This is a genomic window from Streptomyces sp. NPDC049887 (genome assembly GCF_040656535.1).
Classification (GTDB): domain Bacteria; phylum Actinomycetota; class Actinomycetes; order Streptomycetales; family Streptomycetaceae; genus Streptomyces.
Genome location: NZ_JBFAMM010000003.1, coordinates 214,969 through 230,025 on the forward strand (window position 1 = coordinate 214,969; position 15,057 = coordinate 230,025).

Here is a 15,057-nt window from a genome sequence, read left to right on the forward strand (position 1 = left end):
CCCAGGTCGTGCCGAACGACCGGACGTCATGAGCCCGGTGCGCCGCACCCGAACCGCGGGCGGCGCACCGGCCGGGACGCTCAGCCGACCGAGCTGTACGCCACCACGCCGCGCAGCACCGCGTCCACGGCCTTGCGGGCGTTGCGCGCCACCGTGGAGTGCTCCCCGGGCGCCGCGGCAGCGATCTGGCCGAGCACGTCGATGACCTGCTTGCTCCAGCGCACGAAGTCCCCCGCCGGCATCTCCGCCTCGCGCAGCACCTCGTCCAGCCCCTTGCCCGAGGCCCACTGGTACGCGGCCCAGGCGAAGCCGAGATCCGGCTCGCGCTGGCCCACGCCCTCGGCCTGGTTGATGCGGAACTCCTCCTCCAGCGCGTCCAGCCGGCCCCAGATGCGCACCATCTCGCCGAACGCGGCCTTCGCCTTGCCGGACGGGAGCTTCGGCGCCACCGCGTCGTCGGCCTGGCGCGCCTCGTACACCAGCGCCGAGACGCAGGAGGCCAGTTCGGCCGGGTTCAGCCCCTCCCACACTCCTTCGCGCAGGCATTCACTGGCCAGCAGGTCCAGCTCGCCGTAGAGCCGGGCGAGCCGCCGGCCGTGCTCGGTGACCTCGTCGCCGCGGAGGTAGTCCATCTCGGTCAGCAGCGCGACGATGCGGTCGAAGGTACGGGCGATGGTGTTCGTCCGGCCCTCGATCCGGCGCTCCAGCTGCCGGGTGTCGCGCTGGAGCCGGTGGTGGCGCTCGGCCCAGCGGGCGTGGTCCTCGCGCTCGTCGCAGCCGTGGCAGGGATGGGCGCGGATCTCCTTGCGCAGCCGGGCGATCTCGCGGTCGTCCGCGGCGGCGGCGCGCGGTTTGCGGTGCCGGTCGGGCACGATGTGCCCGGCCTTGGTCCGCAGGGCGGAGGCGAGGTCGCGCCGGGACTGCGGTGAGCGGGGGTTGAAGGACTTGGGGATCCGCATCCGCTCCAACGGCTCGACTGGGACCGGGAAGTCCATCGAGGCGAGCCGCTTGACCTGCCGTTCCGCCGTCAGCACCAGGGGGCGCGGTCCGTCGTGGTACTCGTAGCCGCGGTGGCCGTTGGACCGGCCCGCCGGCAGACCGGGGTCGAGGACGAGCGCGAGCCCGGCGAACTTGCCGGTGGGGACGTGGATGACGTCGCCCGGCTTGAGCTTCTCCAGCGAGTCCGCGGCCGCCGCCCGGCGCTGGGCCGCGCCCTGCTTGGCCAGTTCGGTCTCACGGTCCTTCAACTCGCGGCGCAGCCGGGCGTACTCCTCGAAGTCGCCCAGGTGGCAGGTCATGCCCTCCCGGTAGCCCTCGAGTCCTTCCTCGTTGCGCTGCACCTGGCGCGAGATCCCGACCACCGACTTGTCCGCCTGGAACTGCGCGAAGGAGGTCTCCAGAAGTTCGCGCGAGCGGTGCCGGCCGAACTGCTGCACCAGGTTGACCGCCATGTTGTACGACGGCTTGAAGCTGGAGCGCAGCGGATAGGTGCGGGTGCCGGCGAGGCCGGCGAGCGCTCCCGGGTCCATCCCGCGCTGCCAGAGCACGACGGCATGGCCCTCCACGTCGATACCGCGTCGACCCGCGCGCCCGGTCAGCTGGGTGTACTCGCCGGGGGTGATGTCGGCGTGCTGCTCGCCGTTCCACTTGACGAGCTTCTCCAGGACGACGGACCTGGCCGGCATGTTGATGCCGAGGGCCAGGGTCTCGGTGGCGAAGACGGCCTTGACCAGGCCGCGGACGAAGAGTTCCTCGACGACTTCCTTGAACGTCGGGAGCATCCCGGCGTGGTGCGCGGCTATGCCCCGCTCCAGGCCCTCCAGCCACTCGTAGTAGCCGAGCACGTGGAGGTCCTCGCGCGGGATGGACGCCGTGCGCTCCTCGACGATCGCCCGTACCTCGAGGCGGGCCTCCTCGTCGTTGAGACGCAGCCCCGCGTACAGGCACTGCTGGACGGCGGCCTCGCAGCCGGCGCGACTGAAGATGAACGTGATGGCGGGCAGCAGCCCTGCCGCGTCCAGCCGCTCGATGACCTCGGGCCTCCCCGGGGTCCAGATACGGCCGCGCTGCCGGCGCTCGCGCTCGCGGTCGGCCTCGCGGACCATCCTGCCCCGGCGCCGGTCGCGCGGGTTGTACGTGCGCGAGTTCTCCATCCTGGCCAGCCGGACCAGGTCGGGGTTGACCTCCCGGCGGGCCGCGCCGCGGCCGCCGTGGTCGGACTCCTCCTCGAAGAGGTCGTACATCCGGCGACCGGCCAGCACGTGCTGCCACAGGGGCACGGGGCGTGACTCGGAGACGATCACCTCGGTGTCGCCGCGGACCGTGTCCAGCCAGTCACCGAACTCCTCCGCGTTGGACACCGTCGCCGAGAGCGACACCAGTGTCACCGACTCGGGGAGGTGGATGATCACTTCCTCCCAGACGGCTCCGCGGAAGCGGTCGGAGAGGTAGTGCACCTCGTCCATGACCACATGGCCGAGACCGTTCAGCGACTGGGAGCCGGCGTACAGCATGTTGCGCAGCACCTCGGTGGTCATGACGACCACCGGCGCCTCGGAGTTGACGCTGTTGTCGCCGGTGAGCAGGCCGACCCTCCCGGGGCCGTACCGCTTCACCAGGTCCGAGTACTTCTGGTTGGACAGCGCCTTGATGGGGGTCGTGTAGAAGCACTTGCGCCCCTGGGTGAGGGCGAGGTGCACGGCGAACTCGCCGACGATCGTCTTGCCGGAGCCCGTGGGAGCCGCCACGAGCACGCCCTTGCCCGCCTCGAGCGCCTCGCATGCCTCGATCTGGAAGGGGTCCAGCTCGAAGTCGTACATCTCGCGGAAGGGAGCGAGCGCGGTGGCCTGCTCGGCGGCGCGGGTCCGAGCAGCTGCGTATCGCTCAGCTGGTGAGAGGTCCTCTGTCATCTTGCAGTCGAGCCTACCCGTCGGGTCCGACAGTGGGCGCGATCTTATTCGAGCGCGGGCGGAGGCTCGGGGAGGGCGTTCGGACGCTCCGCGCCCACATCCCGGACGGACACCCCGGGACCCGGGGTGTCCGTCCGGGATCAGGTGACGTCGTCGTAGCCGTTGATGCGGTCCCGGTCGCCGCTCTGCTGTTCGGGGAGCGCGCGGGCGGCGGGGACGGCCTCGATCTCGCCGACGGCCTCGGGTGTGAGGTCGAGCTCGGAGGCCTCGTCGTCGCTCAGGCCGGCGTCGGGGTTCCTGCGTCCGCGGCGGGCGTCGTTGAGGAAGGAGAAGCCCACGGCGAGGAAGTAGAGGACGGCCAGGGGGCCGGCCAGGAGCAGCATCGAGATCGGCTCGCCACCGGGCGTGGCGATCGCGGCGAAGGCGGTGAGACCGATGATCATTCCGCGCCACCAGCGGAGCATCCGCCTGCCGGTCAGCACGCCGGTCATGTTGAGCAGGATCAGCAGCAGCGGGAGTTCGAAGGCGATGCCGAAGACGATCACCATGCGGGTGATCAGGTCCAGATAGTCGTCCAGCGGCAGCAGCGGCTTCGCGCCGGAAGGGGCGAAGCCGAGCATGATCTCGGCGGTCTGCGGCAGGATCGAGTACGCGAGGTAGGCGCCGCCCACGAAGAGCGGTACGCCGGCGGCCACGAAGCTCAGCGCGTAGCGCTTCTCGTGGTTGTGCAGCCCGGGGGCGACGAATGCCCAGAGCTGGTAGAGCCAGACCGGGGTCGCCGCCAGCACGCCCGCCATGAGGGCGACCTTCAGCGCGATGGTGAACGGCGAGAGGAGGCCCTGCGTCGTCATCTCGGCACAGAGCTGGCCGTTCCGCATGACGACCTGACCGTTCACGCAGCCGACCGACTCGAGGATCGGCCGCATGAGGAACTCGAAGATCTCCTTCTGGAAGAAGGCCGCGACGATCGTCACCACGACGATCGCCAGCACCGACTTCATCAGCCGGTTGCGCAACTCACGCAGGTGTTCTCCGAGAGGCATCCGCCCCTCGGCGTCCCTCTCCTGCTTGCGGGCAGACTTGGGCAACCCACTTCCTCGTCTCGTGCGGGAACCGTCGGGGGAACCGGATCAGCTCTGGGTCGTGCGGTTCGGCTCCGAGACCGGACGGCTGCTCGTCACATCGCCGGGGGCGGCCTGGATGGTGCGAGGGGCGTCCTTCTGCGCGGCGGGGTCGGCGCCCGGCGTCGTCTGACCGCCCGCCGGCTCGTCGTCCTTCTTCATCGCCTTGGCCTCGCTCTTCAGGATCCGGGCGGACTTGCCCAGCGAACGAGCCATGTCGGGCAGCTTCTTGGCGCCGAACAGCAACAGGATCACCACGATGATCAGGATGATCTCGAGGGGCTTCAGATTGCCGATCATGTGCGACTTCCTTCTCACTGAGGCGACTGAAGGGCGGGCTGCCCGGTGGCGGTCGGACAGGAGTCCGATCACCGACTTGACAGCGATCGTAACCCGCCGGAGTAAACGCAGGGCAATGCCCATGCGTACCTGCGGTTGCGACCCGAATCGACAGCGGGTCCGCCACTGGCAGGGTACCTCCGGGCCGTCCGCCGGAGGAGACCGCCTGTCCCTAGCGCAGCGTCTCGCCCGTGCGCGCCAGCCCCGCCGCCGCTCTCTCCAGATCCTCCGCGGCCCGGTTGACGCGTGCGGCGGTGGCGGCCACCTGCCGGCCCAGGCGCCGGGCCTCCAGGAAGACGCGGACGCCGAGGACGCCGAGGACGGCGATCCCGAGGAATCCCAGGGCGATGGCGAGCATGGGCCAGAACATGGGCAGAGCCTAGTGGTCGGCGGGGTCAGACGGTGGAGTGGAGGCGCAGCGTCCGCACGCCGCCCCCGGTGAGGAGTTCGACTATCCGCTCCCCCGCGGGCTTGCGGACGGCGGCCCCGCACGCGGGGCAGGTGAAGGAGTAGAAGGTGGTCCGCCTGCTCGCGCCGATCGCGAGGCGCAGCGCACCCGCCGCGAGTTCGAAGCGGCCCCGGCAGTCGGGGCAGGCGGCCTTGAAGAGGATGGGGACCTTCGGCGCCTGAATACCGTACAGAACGGACATATCCCTCTTGGTTCCCATCGGTCGCCGTCAGTCCTGGCTGTCGTACGCGGCGAGCGCCTCACGCGCCGCCCGTCGGGCGCTCTCCGCGAGACCGGGCGGCGAGACGATCCGGCCGTCGTGCCCCAGTCGGAGCGCGAGCCGCCGCAGGGACGCCGGGTCGGGGGTGCGCAGACTGATCCGCAGCCCGCCGTCGGGCTGCTCCTCCGCGCTGTCGTGCGGGTAGTACTCGGCCACCCAGCGCCCTCCCGGGCCTACCTCGACGACGACCTCGGGATCCTCCGCCGAAGGCTGCACCAGCCCCTCCGACAGATCGCGCAGCTCCGTCTCCGGCGGTGCCGACGGCTCGTCCAGCAGCCGGATCTCGGCCACCCGGTCGAGCCGGAAGGTCCGGCGCGCCTCGGAGAGATAGCACCAGCCCTCCATGTACGTGTGGCCGACGGCGAAGAGCCGGATCGGGTCGACCTCGCGCTCGGTGAGCTCGTCCCGCGCCGGGGAGTAGTAGCGGAGCCACAGTCTGCGGCGCTCCGAGATGGCTCGGTCGACGTCGGCGAAGACGCCCCCCTCGGATTCGAAGGTCACGGAGAGCCGGGAACTGGCGCCCGCGGACTCGCCGGCCGCGGCCTCCAGCTTCGCGGTGGCCCGCACCAGCGCCTCGCGGTCGCTCTCCCGCAGCCCGGGCAGCGTCGCGACGGCCCGCGCGGCGACCAGGAGCGCGGTCGCCTCGTCGGCGGCCAGCCGGAGCGGCTCGGCGACATCGTCCGGGTTGTGCCACCAGATGCGCTCACCGTCGGTGTCGATGTCGAGGAGATCGCCGCCGCGGAAGCTGGTCCCGCACATGGGCAGGACATCGAGGTCGGAGATCAGCTCGTCCTCGGTGATCCCGAAGGCCCGGGCGACGTCCCCGACCCGCGCCCCGGGACGTTCGCGCAGATAGGTCACCAGCGAGAGCATCCGCCGGGTCTGGTCGATGGCGTTCGCGGCCATGCCTGTACGAGTCCCCCTCAGCCCTTGGCCACGGCACGCAGCCGGTCCACCACATCGGCCCGCAGGTCCGCGGGCTCCAGCACGACGACGTCCGGCCCGAACTCCACCAGCCAGGCGTCCAGACCGTGCCCGTAAGGAATCTCCAACTCGTCCCAGCCGTCGCCGAGTTCCCGCACGGACGAGGCACGGGCGCGCAGCGGGTAGCCCGCCTCCGCCCGCAGCCTGATCCGGGCGGACCTGGTGGCGGTCTCGCCGGCCCAGCTCTCGACCGTCTCGCGCACCGTGACCACGTCGGGCACGGGTGCGGTGAAGGAACCGGCGCGGGAGCGGACCCTCCCGGTGATGCGGGAGAGACGGAAGACACGCTCGGCACCGCGGTCTCGGTCCCAGCCCGCGAGGTACCAGTGCCCGCGCCAGCACTCCAGCGTCCAGGGCTCGACATGGCGGGTCTCGGGGCGCACGGCGTTGGACTTGCGGTAGTCGAAGACGACGGGGCGCCGATCCCGGCAGGCGAGCATCAGGGGCTCGAATGCCGTCTCGTGGACGGGGATGCGCGGCTCAAGGGCGCTGTGCTGGGCCTCGTACAGGCCCTCCGCCTCCGGCATCCCGGCGGCGCGCAACTTCTGCAGGGCGCCGCTGGCCGCTCCGGCGAGCCGTGCCTGCTGCCACACCTTGGCGGCCAGGCCGAGCGCCGCCGCCTCCTCGGCGTCGAGGGTGATGGGGGGCAGCCGGTTGGAGTCGCGGCGGGCGAGATAGCCGGTCTCGCCGTCGAGGTTGTCCACAGTGGCGATGACGAGCCCGAGTTCGCGAAGGTCGTCCTTGTCGCGCTCGAACATCCGGTTGAAGGCGTCGTCGGAGGCGGCTTCCATGTAGGCCTCGATGGAGCCGCGCAGCTCCCGCTTGCTGAGCGGCCGGCGTGTCCCGAGCAGACACAGCGCCAGGTTCATCAGCCGCTCGGCCTTGGCAATGGCCATCGACGCCCTTCCGCCCTTCCTCACCGTTCCTCTGATCGTCGAACCTACCGCTACGGAGCGTCGTCGCAAAAGCGTGGGGCCCATGCCCGTACGGGCATGGGCCCCATCGGACCGCTCGCGATCAGATCGCGACCAGGTCGCAGACGAAGATCAGCGTCTCGCCCGGGGCGATACGGCCGCCACCGGCGCCGCGGTCTCCGTAGGCGAGGTGTGCCGGGATGGTCAGCTGGCGGCGGCCACCGACCTTCATCCCCTGCACTCCCTTGTCCCAGCCCTGGATGACCTGGCCGACGCCGAGCTGGAACTGCAGCGGGGTGCCGCGGTTCCAGGAGGCGTCGAACTCCTCGCCCGTGGAGAAGGCCACGCCCACGTAGTGGACGGAGACGGTGTCGCCCGCCTTGGCCTCGGGACCGTCGCCCTCCCAGATGTCCTTGATCTCAAGGTCGGCCGGCGGCTCGCCGCCCGGGAAGTCGATCTCGGGCTTCTCGATGCTCACGTGTTGCTCCTTGCGTTCTCTGTGCGAGTCGACGGCGACAGTCTTACAGAACCGCCAGGACGTCGACGGAGAAGACCAGCGTGGACTTCGCCGGGATGGGGCCCTGGGCCTGGTCGCCGTAGGCCATGTCCGGCGGCACCACGAGCAGCACCCGGCTGCCGACCTTCTTGCCCTCCAGGCCCTTCGACCAGCCCGGGATCACGCCGGAGAGCGGGAAGGTGACGGGAGCGCCCTTGGAGTAGCTGCTGTCGAACTCCTTGCCGTCCTTCCACAGGACGCCCTTGTACTGGACGGCCACCGTGTCGTCGGCCTTGACCGCGGCACCGCTGCCCTCGATGACGTAGTTGGAGACCAGCTTGGTCGGGGCGGGCTTCTTCGGCACGGTGATGGAAGGCGCCTTGCCGTCGGTGTTGGTCCCGACCTTGGGCAGGTCGATGTTGTCCTGGGCGACCTCGGTGCCCTTGGCGGACACGGGGAGCGTCGTGCCCTTGACGATGTCCATGACGAACACGAGCGTGGCGTTCGGCGGAATGTCGCCCTGGCCGCTGCTGCCGTAGGCGAGCGACGGCGGGATGGACACCTCGAGACGGCTGCCGACCTTCTTGCCGTCGAGAGCCTTCTGCCAGCCCTCGATGACGCCGCCGCCACCGATCGTCACGGCGAAGGGCTCGCCCCGGTCGAAGCTGTTGTCGAACGGCTTGTCGCCGTCCCACACCTGGCCGAGGTAGTCGACCTGGGCCTGGTCGCCCTTCTTGAGGACCTGGCCCTTGCCCTCGCTGAGGACCTCGACCTTGAGGTCCTTGGGCGGCTCACCCTCGCCCTTGGCGAGCGTGGGCTTCTCGCCGAACTCGGCACCCGCGGTGATGGCGGGCAGTCCGTTCGACGGCTGGGCGGAAGTGGAGCCCTTGTCGTCGCCACAGGCCGCTGTGGAGAGCAGCAGCAGGGGCACGACGAGCAGGCCGGCAAGTCGGCGCACGTGTTCCTCAGATCTCAGACGGCACATCGGTCGGTCGACACTCTAGGCCGTGCCACGGGCCCCGCACGAGAAACGTACGGGGCCCGGGTGACGTTCCCGGCCCGCCCCGCGGCGCTGCGGCGGGGCGGGACCGGCCGCTACATACCGGCGATCAGCTTCTCCACCCGGTCGTCGACGGAACGGAACGGGTCCTTGCACAACACGGTGCGCTGTGCCTGGTCGTTGAGCTTGAGGTGCACCCAGTCGACGGTGAAGTCCCGCCGCTGCTCCTGGGCCCGGCGAATGAAGTCGCCGCGCAGCCGCGCCCTGGTGGTCTGCGGGGGCACGGACTTGCCCTCGAAGATCTTGAGGTCGTTGCAGATCCGGGTCGCCTGGCCCTTCTTCTCCAGCAGGTAGTAGAGCCCGCGCCGGCGGTGGATGTCGTGGTAGGCGAGGTCTATCTGAGCGACCCTCGGGTGGGACATCGTCATGTTGTGCTTGGCCCGGTACCGTTCGATGAGCTTGTACTTCATCACCCAGTCGATCTCGGTGCCGATCCTGTCGAGGTCCTCCTGCTCGATGGCGTCGAGGGTGCGGCCCCAGAGCTCCAGGACCTGCGCCACCGTGCCGGTGCGGATGCCCCGGCGGTCGACGAAGTCCACGGCCTTCTCGTAGTACTCGCGCTGGACCTCCAGTGCGGAGGCCTCACGTCCGCTGGCCAGACGCACCTTGCGGCGGCCGGTGATGTCGTGGCTGACCTCGCGGATGGCCCGGATCGGGTTCTCCAGCGTCAGGTCGCGCATGACCGTGCCCGCCTCGATCATGCGCAGCACCAGGTCGGTGGCGCCGACCTTGAGCAGCATCGTCGTCTCCGACATGTTGGAGTCGCCGACGATGACGTGCAGACGGCGGTACCGCTCGGCGTCCGCGTGCGGCTCGTCCCGGGTGTTGATGATGGGCCGGGAGCGGGTGGTCGCGGAGCTGACGCCCTCCCAGATGTGCTCGGCGCGCTGGCTGACGCAGTACACCGCGCCGCGCGGGGTCTGGAGGACCTTTCCCGCCCCGCAGAGCAGCTGGCGGGTGACGAGGAACGGAATCAGGATGTCCGCGAGCCGGGAGAACTCTCCGTGCCGTGCCACGAGGTAGTTCTCGTGGCATCCGTAGGAGTTTCCGGCCGAATCGGTGTTGTTCTTGAAGAGATAGACGTCGCCCGCGATTCCCTCCTCGTGCAGGCGGCGTTCGGCGTCGACGAGCAGGCCTTCGAGGATGCGTTCCCCGGCCTTGTCGTGGGTGACCAGTTCGGTCACGTTGTCGCATTCGGGAGTTGCGTATTCCGGATGCGAACCCACGTCGAGGTAGAGGCGGGCCCCGTTGCGCAGGAAGACATTGCTGCTGCGGCCCCATGACACGACTCGGCGGAAGAGGTAGCGCGCCACTTCGTCAGGTGACAGTCGGCGCTGTCCCCTGAACGTGCACGTGACGCCGTACTCGTTCTCCAGCCCGAAAATGCGGCGGTCCATGAGGGAACATTACGCCCGATGGCCTGAGCTGAAACCGGGTTCGACGGCACCGCTTCGATCATTTTCATCCGCGGACGCCATGCTCGCCCCACGACCGGGAGCTGCGAGGACCCGTCCGGTGGTCAGCAGGACGAGCAGTGCGGTGATCCCCCCGCAGCCGGCGACGGCGAAGCCGGCGGTGGTCCCGCCGAATTCCACGGCCGGGCCGGCGGCCGCCGTGCCGACGGCCGCGCCGACGCCGAAAGTGGTCACCAGCCAGGAGAACGCCTCGGTGACGGTCCCGCGGGGCGCGTGCCGGTCGACGACGATGAAGGCGCAGGCGATCGCGGGTGCGAGGAACAGCCCCGAGACGACGCCGAGCGCGGTCATCGCGGGAACGCCCGGGGTGAGCATCAGCGGCAGATAGCCCAGCGCCAGCAGCCCGGTGATGACCCGCAGCCGCCGCTCGGGCGCGCCGGCCCAGTCTCGTGCGCCGTAGGCGACGCCGCCGACCAGGGCGCCGAGGCCGAGGGCCGCCATGAACCAGCCGTACACCGCGTCACCACCGCGGCCGTCGGCGTAGGCGAAGGCGGCGACCGTGATCGAACCGAGGGCCAGGCCGACGAAGAAGAAGGAGCCGAGCAGGGCGAGCAGCCCCGGCGAGCGCAGGGCGCCGAGCCAGTGGGCCTCGCGGGGGGCCGAGCGCCAGGCTCGGGAGGGCCCGGAGACCACCACCGAGAGTGCGCCGAGCACGCCCAGCGCGTTGACGACCAGCAGCGAGGCGGCCGGCGACATCAGCCAGACCAGCAGTGTGACGAGCAACGGACCGACCGTGAACATGACTTCCTGGGCTATCGCGTCCATGGCGTAGGCACGGTGCACCCGGTCCTCCCGGTGGCCGAGGACGTCCGGCCAGAGGGCGCGGAGCCCGCCTTCGAGCGGCGGGGTGAAGAACCCGGCGACGGCGACGGCGGCGTAGGCCACGGGCAGCGAGCCGGTGCCCGCCACCGCGAGGACGGCCATGCCGAGACCCGACAGGACGGCGGCGGGAAGCTGGACACGGGGCTGCCCGTGCAGGTCGACCAGGCGGCCGAGGAGCGGCTGGCCCGCAGCGGTGGTCAGTCCGTAGACGGCCGCGAGGGCGCCGGCGAGTGTGTAGCTGCCGCCCTCGGCCCGGGTGAAGAGCACGATCGCGATGTGCGCGACCCCGTTCGGCAGCCGGCCCACGAGCGTGCCCGCGAGCAGGCGTGCCGCGTGGGGGGCCTTGAGGATGTCCATGTACCCGGATGCTCCGGCGCCCATCGCTTCCGCCTCTTTGCTCCCGCCCTGGCCCGCTCTCGTCCGGACCAGGGAAGTTTTACGTATAACTTGCTGCGTCATACGTACCATGTCAGATGCCGCGAGTCCACTCCCGCGGCGCAGGGGACCTGGCGCGGAGGCGATTGTGCAGACCCGGGAGCCCGCCGCCGGCGGAGCGCGACCGACCAGCAGGGACGTGGCGCGCGCGGCCGGGGTGTCCCAGGCCACGGTTTCCCTGGTGCTGGGTGGGAAGTGGCGCGGCCGGGTGTCCGAGCGCACCGCCGGGCTGGTGCGCGACGCGGCGTCCGACCTCGGCTACCGGCCGAATCTCGCCGCCCGCAACCTGCGGCTCGGCCGGACGCGGACGGCGCTGCTGGTGGTGCCCGCCCTGACCAACGAGTTCTTCGCGCGCGTGTACGGGGGCGCCGCCGCGGTGGCCGCCGAGCACGGCTTCGGTGTGGTGCTGTACCCCTCCCCCGAGGGCGTGGGACCCGCCAGGGACCCCTTCGCGTCGGCGCGTTCCGCCCTGGACGGGGTGATCGCCTCCTCGATGGCGGTCGGTGCGCTGGACGCGATCCGCGGTTCCGATCTGCCGCTGGTGATGCTGGACAGCGACCCTGCCGCCCCGGGGTCAGCGGCCCATGTGAACCTGGACGTCGCGGACGGCATGCGGCAGGTGACGGACCATCTGCTCGGCCTCGGGCACCGCCGCTTCGTCCATCTCGCCTCCGCGGTGCCGTCCTGGACCTTCGAGGTGCGGGCCCGGGCCCTGGAGGCGGCCCTTCGGGCAGTGCCGGAGACGCAGCTGCGGACGGTTCCGTCGCCGCTCGACGTGTTCGGTGCGATGGAGGTGGCACGGCGGACGCTGACCGGTCCGGGACCGCGGCCCACCGCCCTGGTCTGCGACGACGACATCCTCGCGGCCGGGGCCTGCAAGGCGGTCCGCCGCCTGGGGCTGCGGGTGCCTGAGGACGTCTCGGTGACCGGTTTCGACGATCTGGCGCTGGCGACGGCGGTGGAGCCGGAGCTCACCACGGTCCGCCTCCCGGCCGAACGGATCGGCCAGGCCGGCATGACCGCACTCCTCGACGTCCTGGCGTCCCGTCCCCCGGCCTCCGGCGCCCTCCCGGTCACCCTCGTCCCCCGGGGCTCCACGGGTCCCGCGCCGACGGCCTGAGGGCGCGCCCGGCGCCGCAGGCACATCCAGGTCTCGGAGCGGACTCGCGCCCGTCGGCCGTGGGGACACGTCCGCGGGCCCCGGCGGTGCCGTCTCCCGCCCCGCACACGCCCGCGCCCTGCCCACGGACCGCGGGCAGGGCGCAGAGGAGGGACGGAGCGCGGGCTACGCCTCGTCCTCCGGGGTCTCCTCGTCCGACGGTGACTCCGTCGGGGCGGAGGCGGCGTCGTCGGCCCCGAGCAGGCGCGAGAGCTGGCGGCCCACGATCCGCTTGAACTTGCGCTGCTGGGGACGGGTGCGGTCCAGTACCGCGACCTCCAGGCGCTCAGCGGGGATCTCCCGCTCGCCACCGTTGGTGTCCCGGGACAGGGCCTGCACGGCGAGCTTCAGCGCCTCCGCGAGGGACATCCCGTCACGGTGCCGCTGGTCGAGGAAGGAGCTGATCTGCTCGGCGTTGCCGCCGACCGCGACCGAGCCGTGCTCGTCCACGATCGAGCCGTCGTGCGGCAGCCGGTAGATCTGGTCGCCCTCCGGTGAGGTGCCCACCTCGGCGACGACCAGTTCGACCTCGTACGGCTTCTCCCCGGCGCTGGAGAAGATCGTGCCCAGTGTCTGCGCGTAGACGTTCGCGAGGCCGCGGGCCGTCACGTCGTCGCGGTCGTAGGTGTAGCCGCGCAGGTCGGCGTAGCGGACGCCGCCGATGCGCAGGTTCTCGTACTCGTTGTACTTGCCGGCCGCGGCGAAGCCGATCCGGTCGTAGATCTCGCTGAACTTGTGCAGCGCGCGGGACGGGTTCTCGCCGACGAACACGATGCCGTCGGCGTACTGCATCACGACCAGGCTGCGGCCGCGCGCGATGCCCTTGCGGGCGTATTCCGCCCGGTCGGCCATCGCCTGCTGTGGTGAGACATAGAACGGCGTCGACACCGGCTATCCGTCCCTTTCTGTCAGTGGCGAGGAGTCACCGCCCAGCGGTGCCCTGGGGAAAATCAGAGCAGCGAGGCCCTCGGGCCGTCGGGCTGCTCCCTCCGGCGCTCCAGGACCGCGTGGGCGATCTCGGAGGCCTCGGCCTCGGTCAGTTTGCGGAAACCCTCGTCGGTGATGACGGTGACGATCGGGTAGATGCGGCGTCCCACGTCGGGCCCGCCCGTGGCGGAGTCCTCGTCGGCCGCGTCGTAGAGCGCCTGGATGACCAGGGTGAGCGCCTGCTCCTCGGTCAGGTCCTCGCGGAAGAGCTTCTTCATCGACCCGCGGGCGAAGATCGACCCGGAACCGGTCGCGGCGTAGCCGTGCTCCTCGGAACGGCCGCCGGTGACGTCGTAGGAGAAGATCCGGCCCTTCTCCCGGTCGACGTCCCAGCCGGCGAAGAGCGGGACCACCGCCAGGCCCTGCATGGCCATGCCGAGATTGCTGCGGATCATCGTGGACAGGCGGTTCGCCTTGCCCTCGAGGGAGAGCTGGGCGCCCTCCACCTTCTCGAAGTGCTCCAGCTCGAGCTGAAACAGCTTGACCATCTCCACCGCCAGGCCGGCGGTGCCGGCGATGCCGACGGCGGAGTACTCGTCGGCCGGGAAGACCTTCTCGATGTCGCGCTGGGCGATCATGTTGCCCATGGTGGCCCGGCGGTCACCGGCGAGCACCACTCCGCCGGGGAACGAGGCGGCGACGATCGTCGTGCCGTGGGGTGCCTCGATCACGCCCTGCACCGGAGGCAGGACGCGCTTGCCCGGGAGCAGCTCGGGAGAGTGCTCGCCGAGGAAGTCCATGAAGGACGAGGAGCCGGGCGTCAGGAAGGCAGCCGGTAGACGCCCGGTGCTACGAGGGTTGGCTTCCACGAGGTTCCTTCCAAGTAGGCGGCAGCCCGCCGGACCGTGTCGGGATCGTCTCCCAACTTGCCGATGGCCGAATTGCAGTTGAAGCACAGTACGCCACGGACCCTACCCGTCTCATGACAGTGATCCACATGCGCTGGAGGAGCGGACGGACAGATCACGCAGACACCCGTCTGCAACGAGTTCATGACGTTGCGCTCGGCCTCTGTGATGCCGTACTGGCGCTTCAGATGTCCCTGACGGCCCTGGATGGCCCTGCACGCTTTGCAGCGCGTCGAGAGGCCATCGGATGCGGCCGCGTTGCGCATGCCGTTCGCTGTGGCGCTTCACCTCGCCGCAGGTCCGGCACTCCTTGCGGCCAGGGACATCGACCTCGATGCGGACCGTCCCACCCTGAGCTGTCCGACGGCCTCGGTAGTGATCGGCAGCGCATTCGCGGCAAGTGGTCCGGGGCCCGTCGGGCCGCGACCTGTTCGACGCGAATACGCTGGCCGGAAGCACCTTCTGGCAGGTTGAGCAGTTTTTCTCAATGTCCATTTTGGACATTTACCTACTGACCGCCCTTTTGCACAAAACTCCGAACGAAGTCCTCTGCATTTTCTTCCAGGACGTCGTCGATCTCGTCCAGCACGGAGTCGACGTCGTCGGACAGCTTCTCCTGGCGCTCCTTGAGGTCCTCGGAGGCCTGCGCCTCCTGAGCCTGCTCCTCGACCTCCTCGGTGGAGCGCGTCGCCCGCTGCTGCCCGCCGCCGGTGTCCTTGGTCGCCATATCCCTCACCCCGCTCGGTTCGCCCGCATGGTTCGGACTCAAGATCAGACCCT

The 15,057-nt window shown here is 70.5% G+C and carries 16 protein-coding genes; 1 reads left to right on the plus strand and 15 read right to left on the minus strand.

Features of this window, described 5'->3' with window-relative positions; genetic code table 11:
• Positions 1-80 precede the first annotated feature (80 nt).
• The 11 genes from AB0J10_RS05160 to AB0J10_RS05210 all read right to left on the minus strand — a co-directional run bounded on the left by AB0J10_RS05160 (position 81) and on the right by AB0J10_RS05210 (position 11,229).
• A complete protein-coding gene (locus tag AB0J10_RS05160) occupies positions 81-2,909 on the minus strand; it encodes a DEAD/DEAH box helicase (RefSeq protein ID WP_363057944.1) in 2,829 nt (942 codons plus the stop codon).
• A gap of 140 nt (positions 2,910-3,049) precedes the next feature.
• Positions 3,050-3,997 (minus strand): twin-arginine translocase subunit TatC, encoded by a 948-nt coding sequence (gene tatC, locus AB0J10_RS05165; RefSeq protein WP_363057946.1) that lies wholly within the window; start codon positions 3,995-3,997, stop codon positions 3,050-3,052.
• 42 nt (positions 3,998-4,039) lie between these two features.
• Positions 4,040-4,330, minus strand: coding sequence for a Sec-independent protein translocase subunit TatA (gene tatA / locus AB0J10_RS05170; RefSeq protein WP_269731319.1), 291 nt, complete (start codon positions 4,328-4,330; stop codon positions 4,040-4,042).
• Positions 4,331-4,541: 211 nt separating this feature from the next.
• Positions 4,542-4,739: a hypothetical protein gene (locus AB0J10_RS05175; RefSeq protein ID WP_363057949.1), complete on the minus strand. Its 198-nt coding sequence runs from the start codon at positions 4,737-4,739 to the stop codon at positions 4,542-4,544.
• A gap of 25 nt (positions 4,740-4,764) precedes the next feature.
• A complete protein-coding gene (locus AB0J10_RS05180; RefSeq protein WP_363057951.1) occupies positions 4,765-5,019 on the minus strand; it encodes a hypothetical protein in 255 nt (84 codons plus the stop codon).
• Positions 5,020-5,046: 27 nt separating this feature from the next.
• Positions 5,047-6,003, minus strand: a complete 957-nt coding sequence (locus tag AB0J10_RS05185; RefSeq protein WP_363057953.1) for a WYL domain-containing protein — start codon at positions 6,001-6,003, stop codon at positions 5,047-5,049.
• 17 nt (positions 6,004-6,020) lie between these two features.
• Positions 6,021-6,977, minus strand: coding sequence for a WYL domain-containing protein (locus AB0J10_RS05190; protein ID WP_363057955.1), 957 nt, complete (start codon positions 6,975-6,977; stop codon positions 6,021-6,023).
• A 121-nt stretch (positions 6,978-7,098) separates the two neighbouring features.
• Complete coding sequence (locus tag AB0J10_RS05195) at positions 7,099-7,473, minus strand: FKBP-type peptidyl-prolyl cis-trans isomerase (RefSeq protein ID WP_262004066.1); 375 nt, start codon at positions 7,471-7,473, stop codon at positions 7,099-7,101.
• Between the two features lie 43 nt (positions 7,474-7,516).
• The gene (locus AB0J10_RS05200) at positions 7,517-8,449 is read right to left on the minus strand and encodes an FKBP-type peptidyl-prolyl cis-trans isomerase (protein WP_363057957.1); all 933 of its coding nucleotides are present in this window, start codon (positions 8,447-8,449) and stop codon (positions 7,517-7,519) included.
• A 137-nt stretch (positions 8,450-8,586) separates the two neighbouring features.
• On the minus strand, positions 8,587-9,948 hold the full coding sequence (gene pafA / locus AB0J10_RS05205) for a Pup--protein ligase (RefSeq protein ID WP_138056207.1): 1,362 nt from the start codon (positions 9,946-9,948) through the stop codon (positions 8,587-8,589).
• Positions 9,949-9,957: 9 nt separating this feature from the next.
• Positions 9,958-11,229, minus strand: a complete 1,272-nt coding sequence (locus AB0J10_RS05210) for an MFS transporter (protein WP_363057959.1) — start codon at positions 11,227-11,229, stop codon at positions 9,958-9,960.
• Positions 11,230-11,371: 142 nt separating this feature from the next.
• Between AB0J10_RS05210 and AB0J10_RS05215 the strand changes: the two genes are divergently transcribed.
• Positions 11,372-12,403 carry a LacI family DNA-binding transcriptional regulator gene (locus AB0J10_RS05215; protein WP_363057962.1) on the plus strand — a complete coding sequence of 344 codons (1,032 nt, stop codon included), beginning with the start codon at positions 11,372-11,374 and terminating at the stop codon, positions 12,401-12,403.
• 165 nt (positions 12,404-12,568) lie between these two features.
• Here the strand turns inward: AB0J10_RS05215 and prcA are convergent, their stop codons facing one another.
• The 4 genes from prcA to AB0J10_RS05235 all read right to left on the minus strand — a co-directional run bounded on the left by prcA (position 12,569) and on the right by AB0J10_RS05235 (position 15,004).
• Positions 12,569-13,330, minus strand: a complete 762-nt coding sequence (prcA, locus tag AB0J10_RS05220; protein ID WP_363057964.1) for a proteasome subunit alpha — start codon at positions 13,328-13,330, stop codon at positions 12,569-12,571.
• Between the two features lie 62 nt (positions 13,331-13,392).
• Positions 13,393-14,238 carry a proteasome subunit beta gene (gene prcB, locus AB0J10_RS05225; protein WP_363057966.1) on the minus strand — a complete coding sequence of 282 codons (846 nt, stop codon included), beginning with the start codon at positions 14,236-14,238 and terminating at the stop codon, positions 13,393-13,395.
• Positions 14,190-14,543, minus strand: coding sequence for an endonuclease VII domain-containing protein (locus AB0J10_RS05230; RefSeq protein WP_363057968.1), 354 nt, complete (start codon positions 14,541-14,543; stop codon positions 14,190-14,192). The genes prcB and AB0J10_RS05230 overlap by 49 nt, the downstream gene beginning before the upstream one ends.
• Positions 14,544-14,785: 242 nt before the next feature.
• A complete protein-coding gene (locus tag AB0J10_RS05235; RefSeq protein WP_269732650.1) occupies positions 14,786-15,004 on the minus strand; it encodes a ubiquitin-like protein Pup in 219 nt (72 codons plus the stop codon).
• Positions 15,005-15,057: the final 53 nt, after the last annotated feature.

What these genes read in the sequence shown, in the direction of transcription:
- AB0J10_RS05160 (WP_363057944.1), bottom strand. Translation starts at nt 2,909, where the DNA reads ATGACAGAGGACCTCTCACCAGCTGAGCGATACGCAGCTGCTCGGACC.
- tatA (WP_269731319.1), bottom strand. Translation starts at nt 4,330, where the DNA reads ATGATCGGCAATCTGAAGCCCCTCGAGATCATCCTGATCATCGTGGTG.
- AB0J10_RS05175 (WP_363057949.1), bottom strand. Translation starts at nt 4,739, where the DNA reads ATGTTCTGGCCCATGCTCGCCATCGCCCTGGGATTCCTCGGGATCGCC.
- AB0J10_RS05180 (WP_363057951.1), bottom strand. Translation starts at nt 5,019, where the DNA reads ATGTCCGTTCTGTACGGTATTCAGGCGCCGAAGGTCCCCATCCTCTTC.
- AB0J10_RS05185 (WP_363057953.1), bottom strand. Translation starts at nt 6,003, where the DNA reads ATGGCCGCGAACGCCATCGACCAGACCCGGCGGATGCTCTCGCTGGTG.
- AB0J10_RS05190 (WP_363057955.1), bottom strand. Translation starts at nt 6,977, where the DNA reads ATGGCCATTGCCAAGGCCGAGCGGCTGATGAACCTGGCGCTGTGTCTG.
- pafA (WP_138056207.1), bottom strand. Translation starts at nt 9,948, where the DNA reads ATGGACCGCCGCATTTTCGGGCTGGAGAACGAGTACGGCGTCACGTGC.
- AB0J10_RS05210 (WP_363057959.1), bottom strand. Translation starts at nt 11,229, where the DNA reads ATGGGCGCCGGAGCATCCGGGTACATGGACATCCTCAAGGCCCCCCAC.
- AB0J10_RS05230 (WP_363057968.1), bottom strand. Translation starts at nt 14,543, where the DNA reads ATGCGCAACGCGGCCGCATCCGATGGCCTCTCGACGCGCTGCAAAGCG.
- AB0J10_RS05235 (WP_269732650.1), bottom strand. Translation starts at nt 15,004, where the DNA reads ATGGCGACCAAGGACACCGGCGGCGGGCAGCAGCGGGCGACGCGCTCC.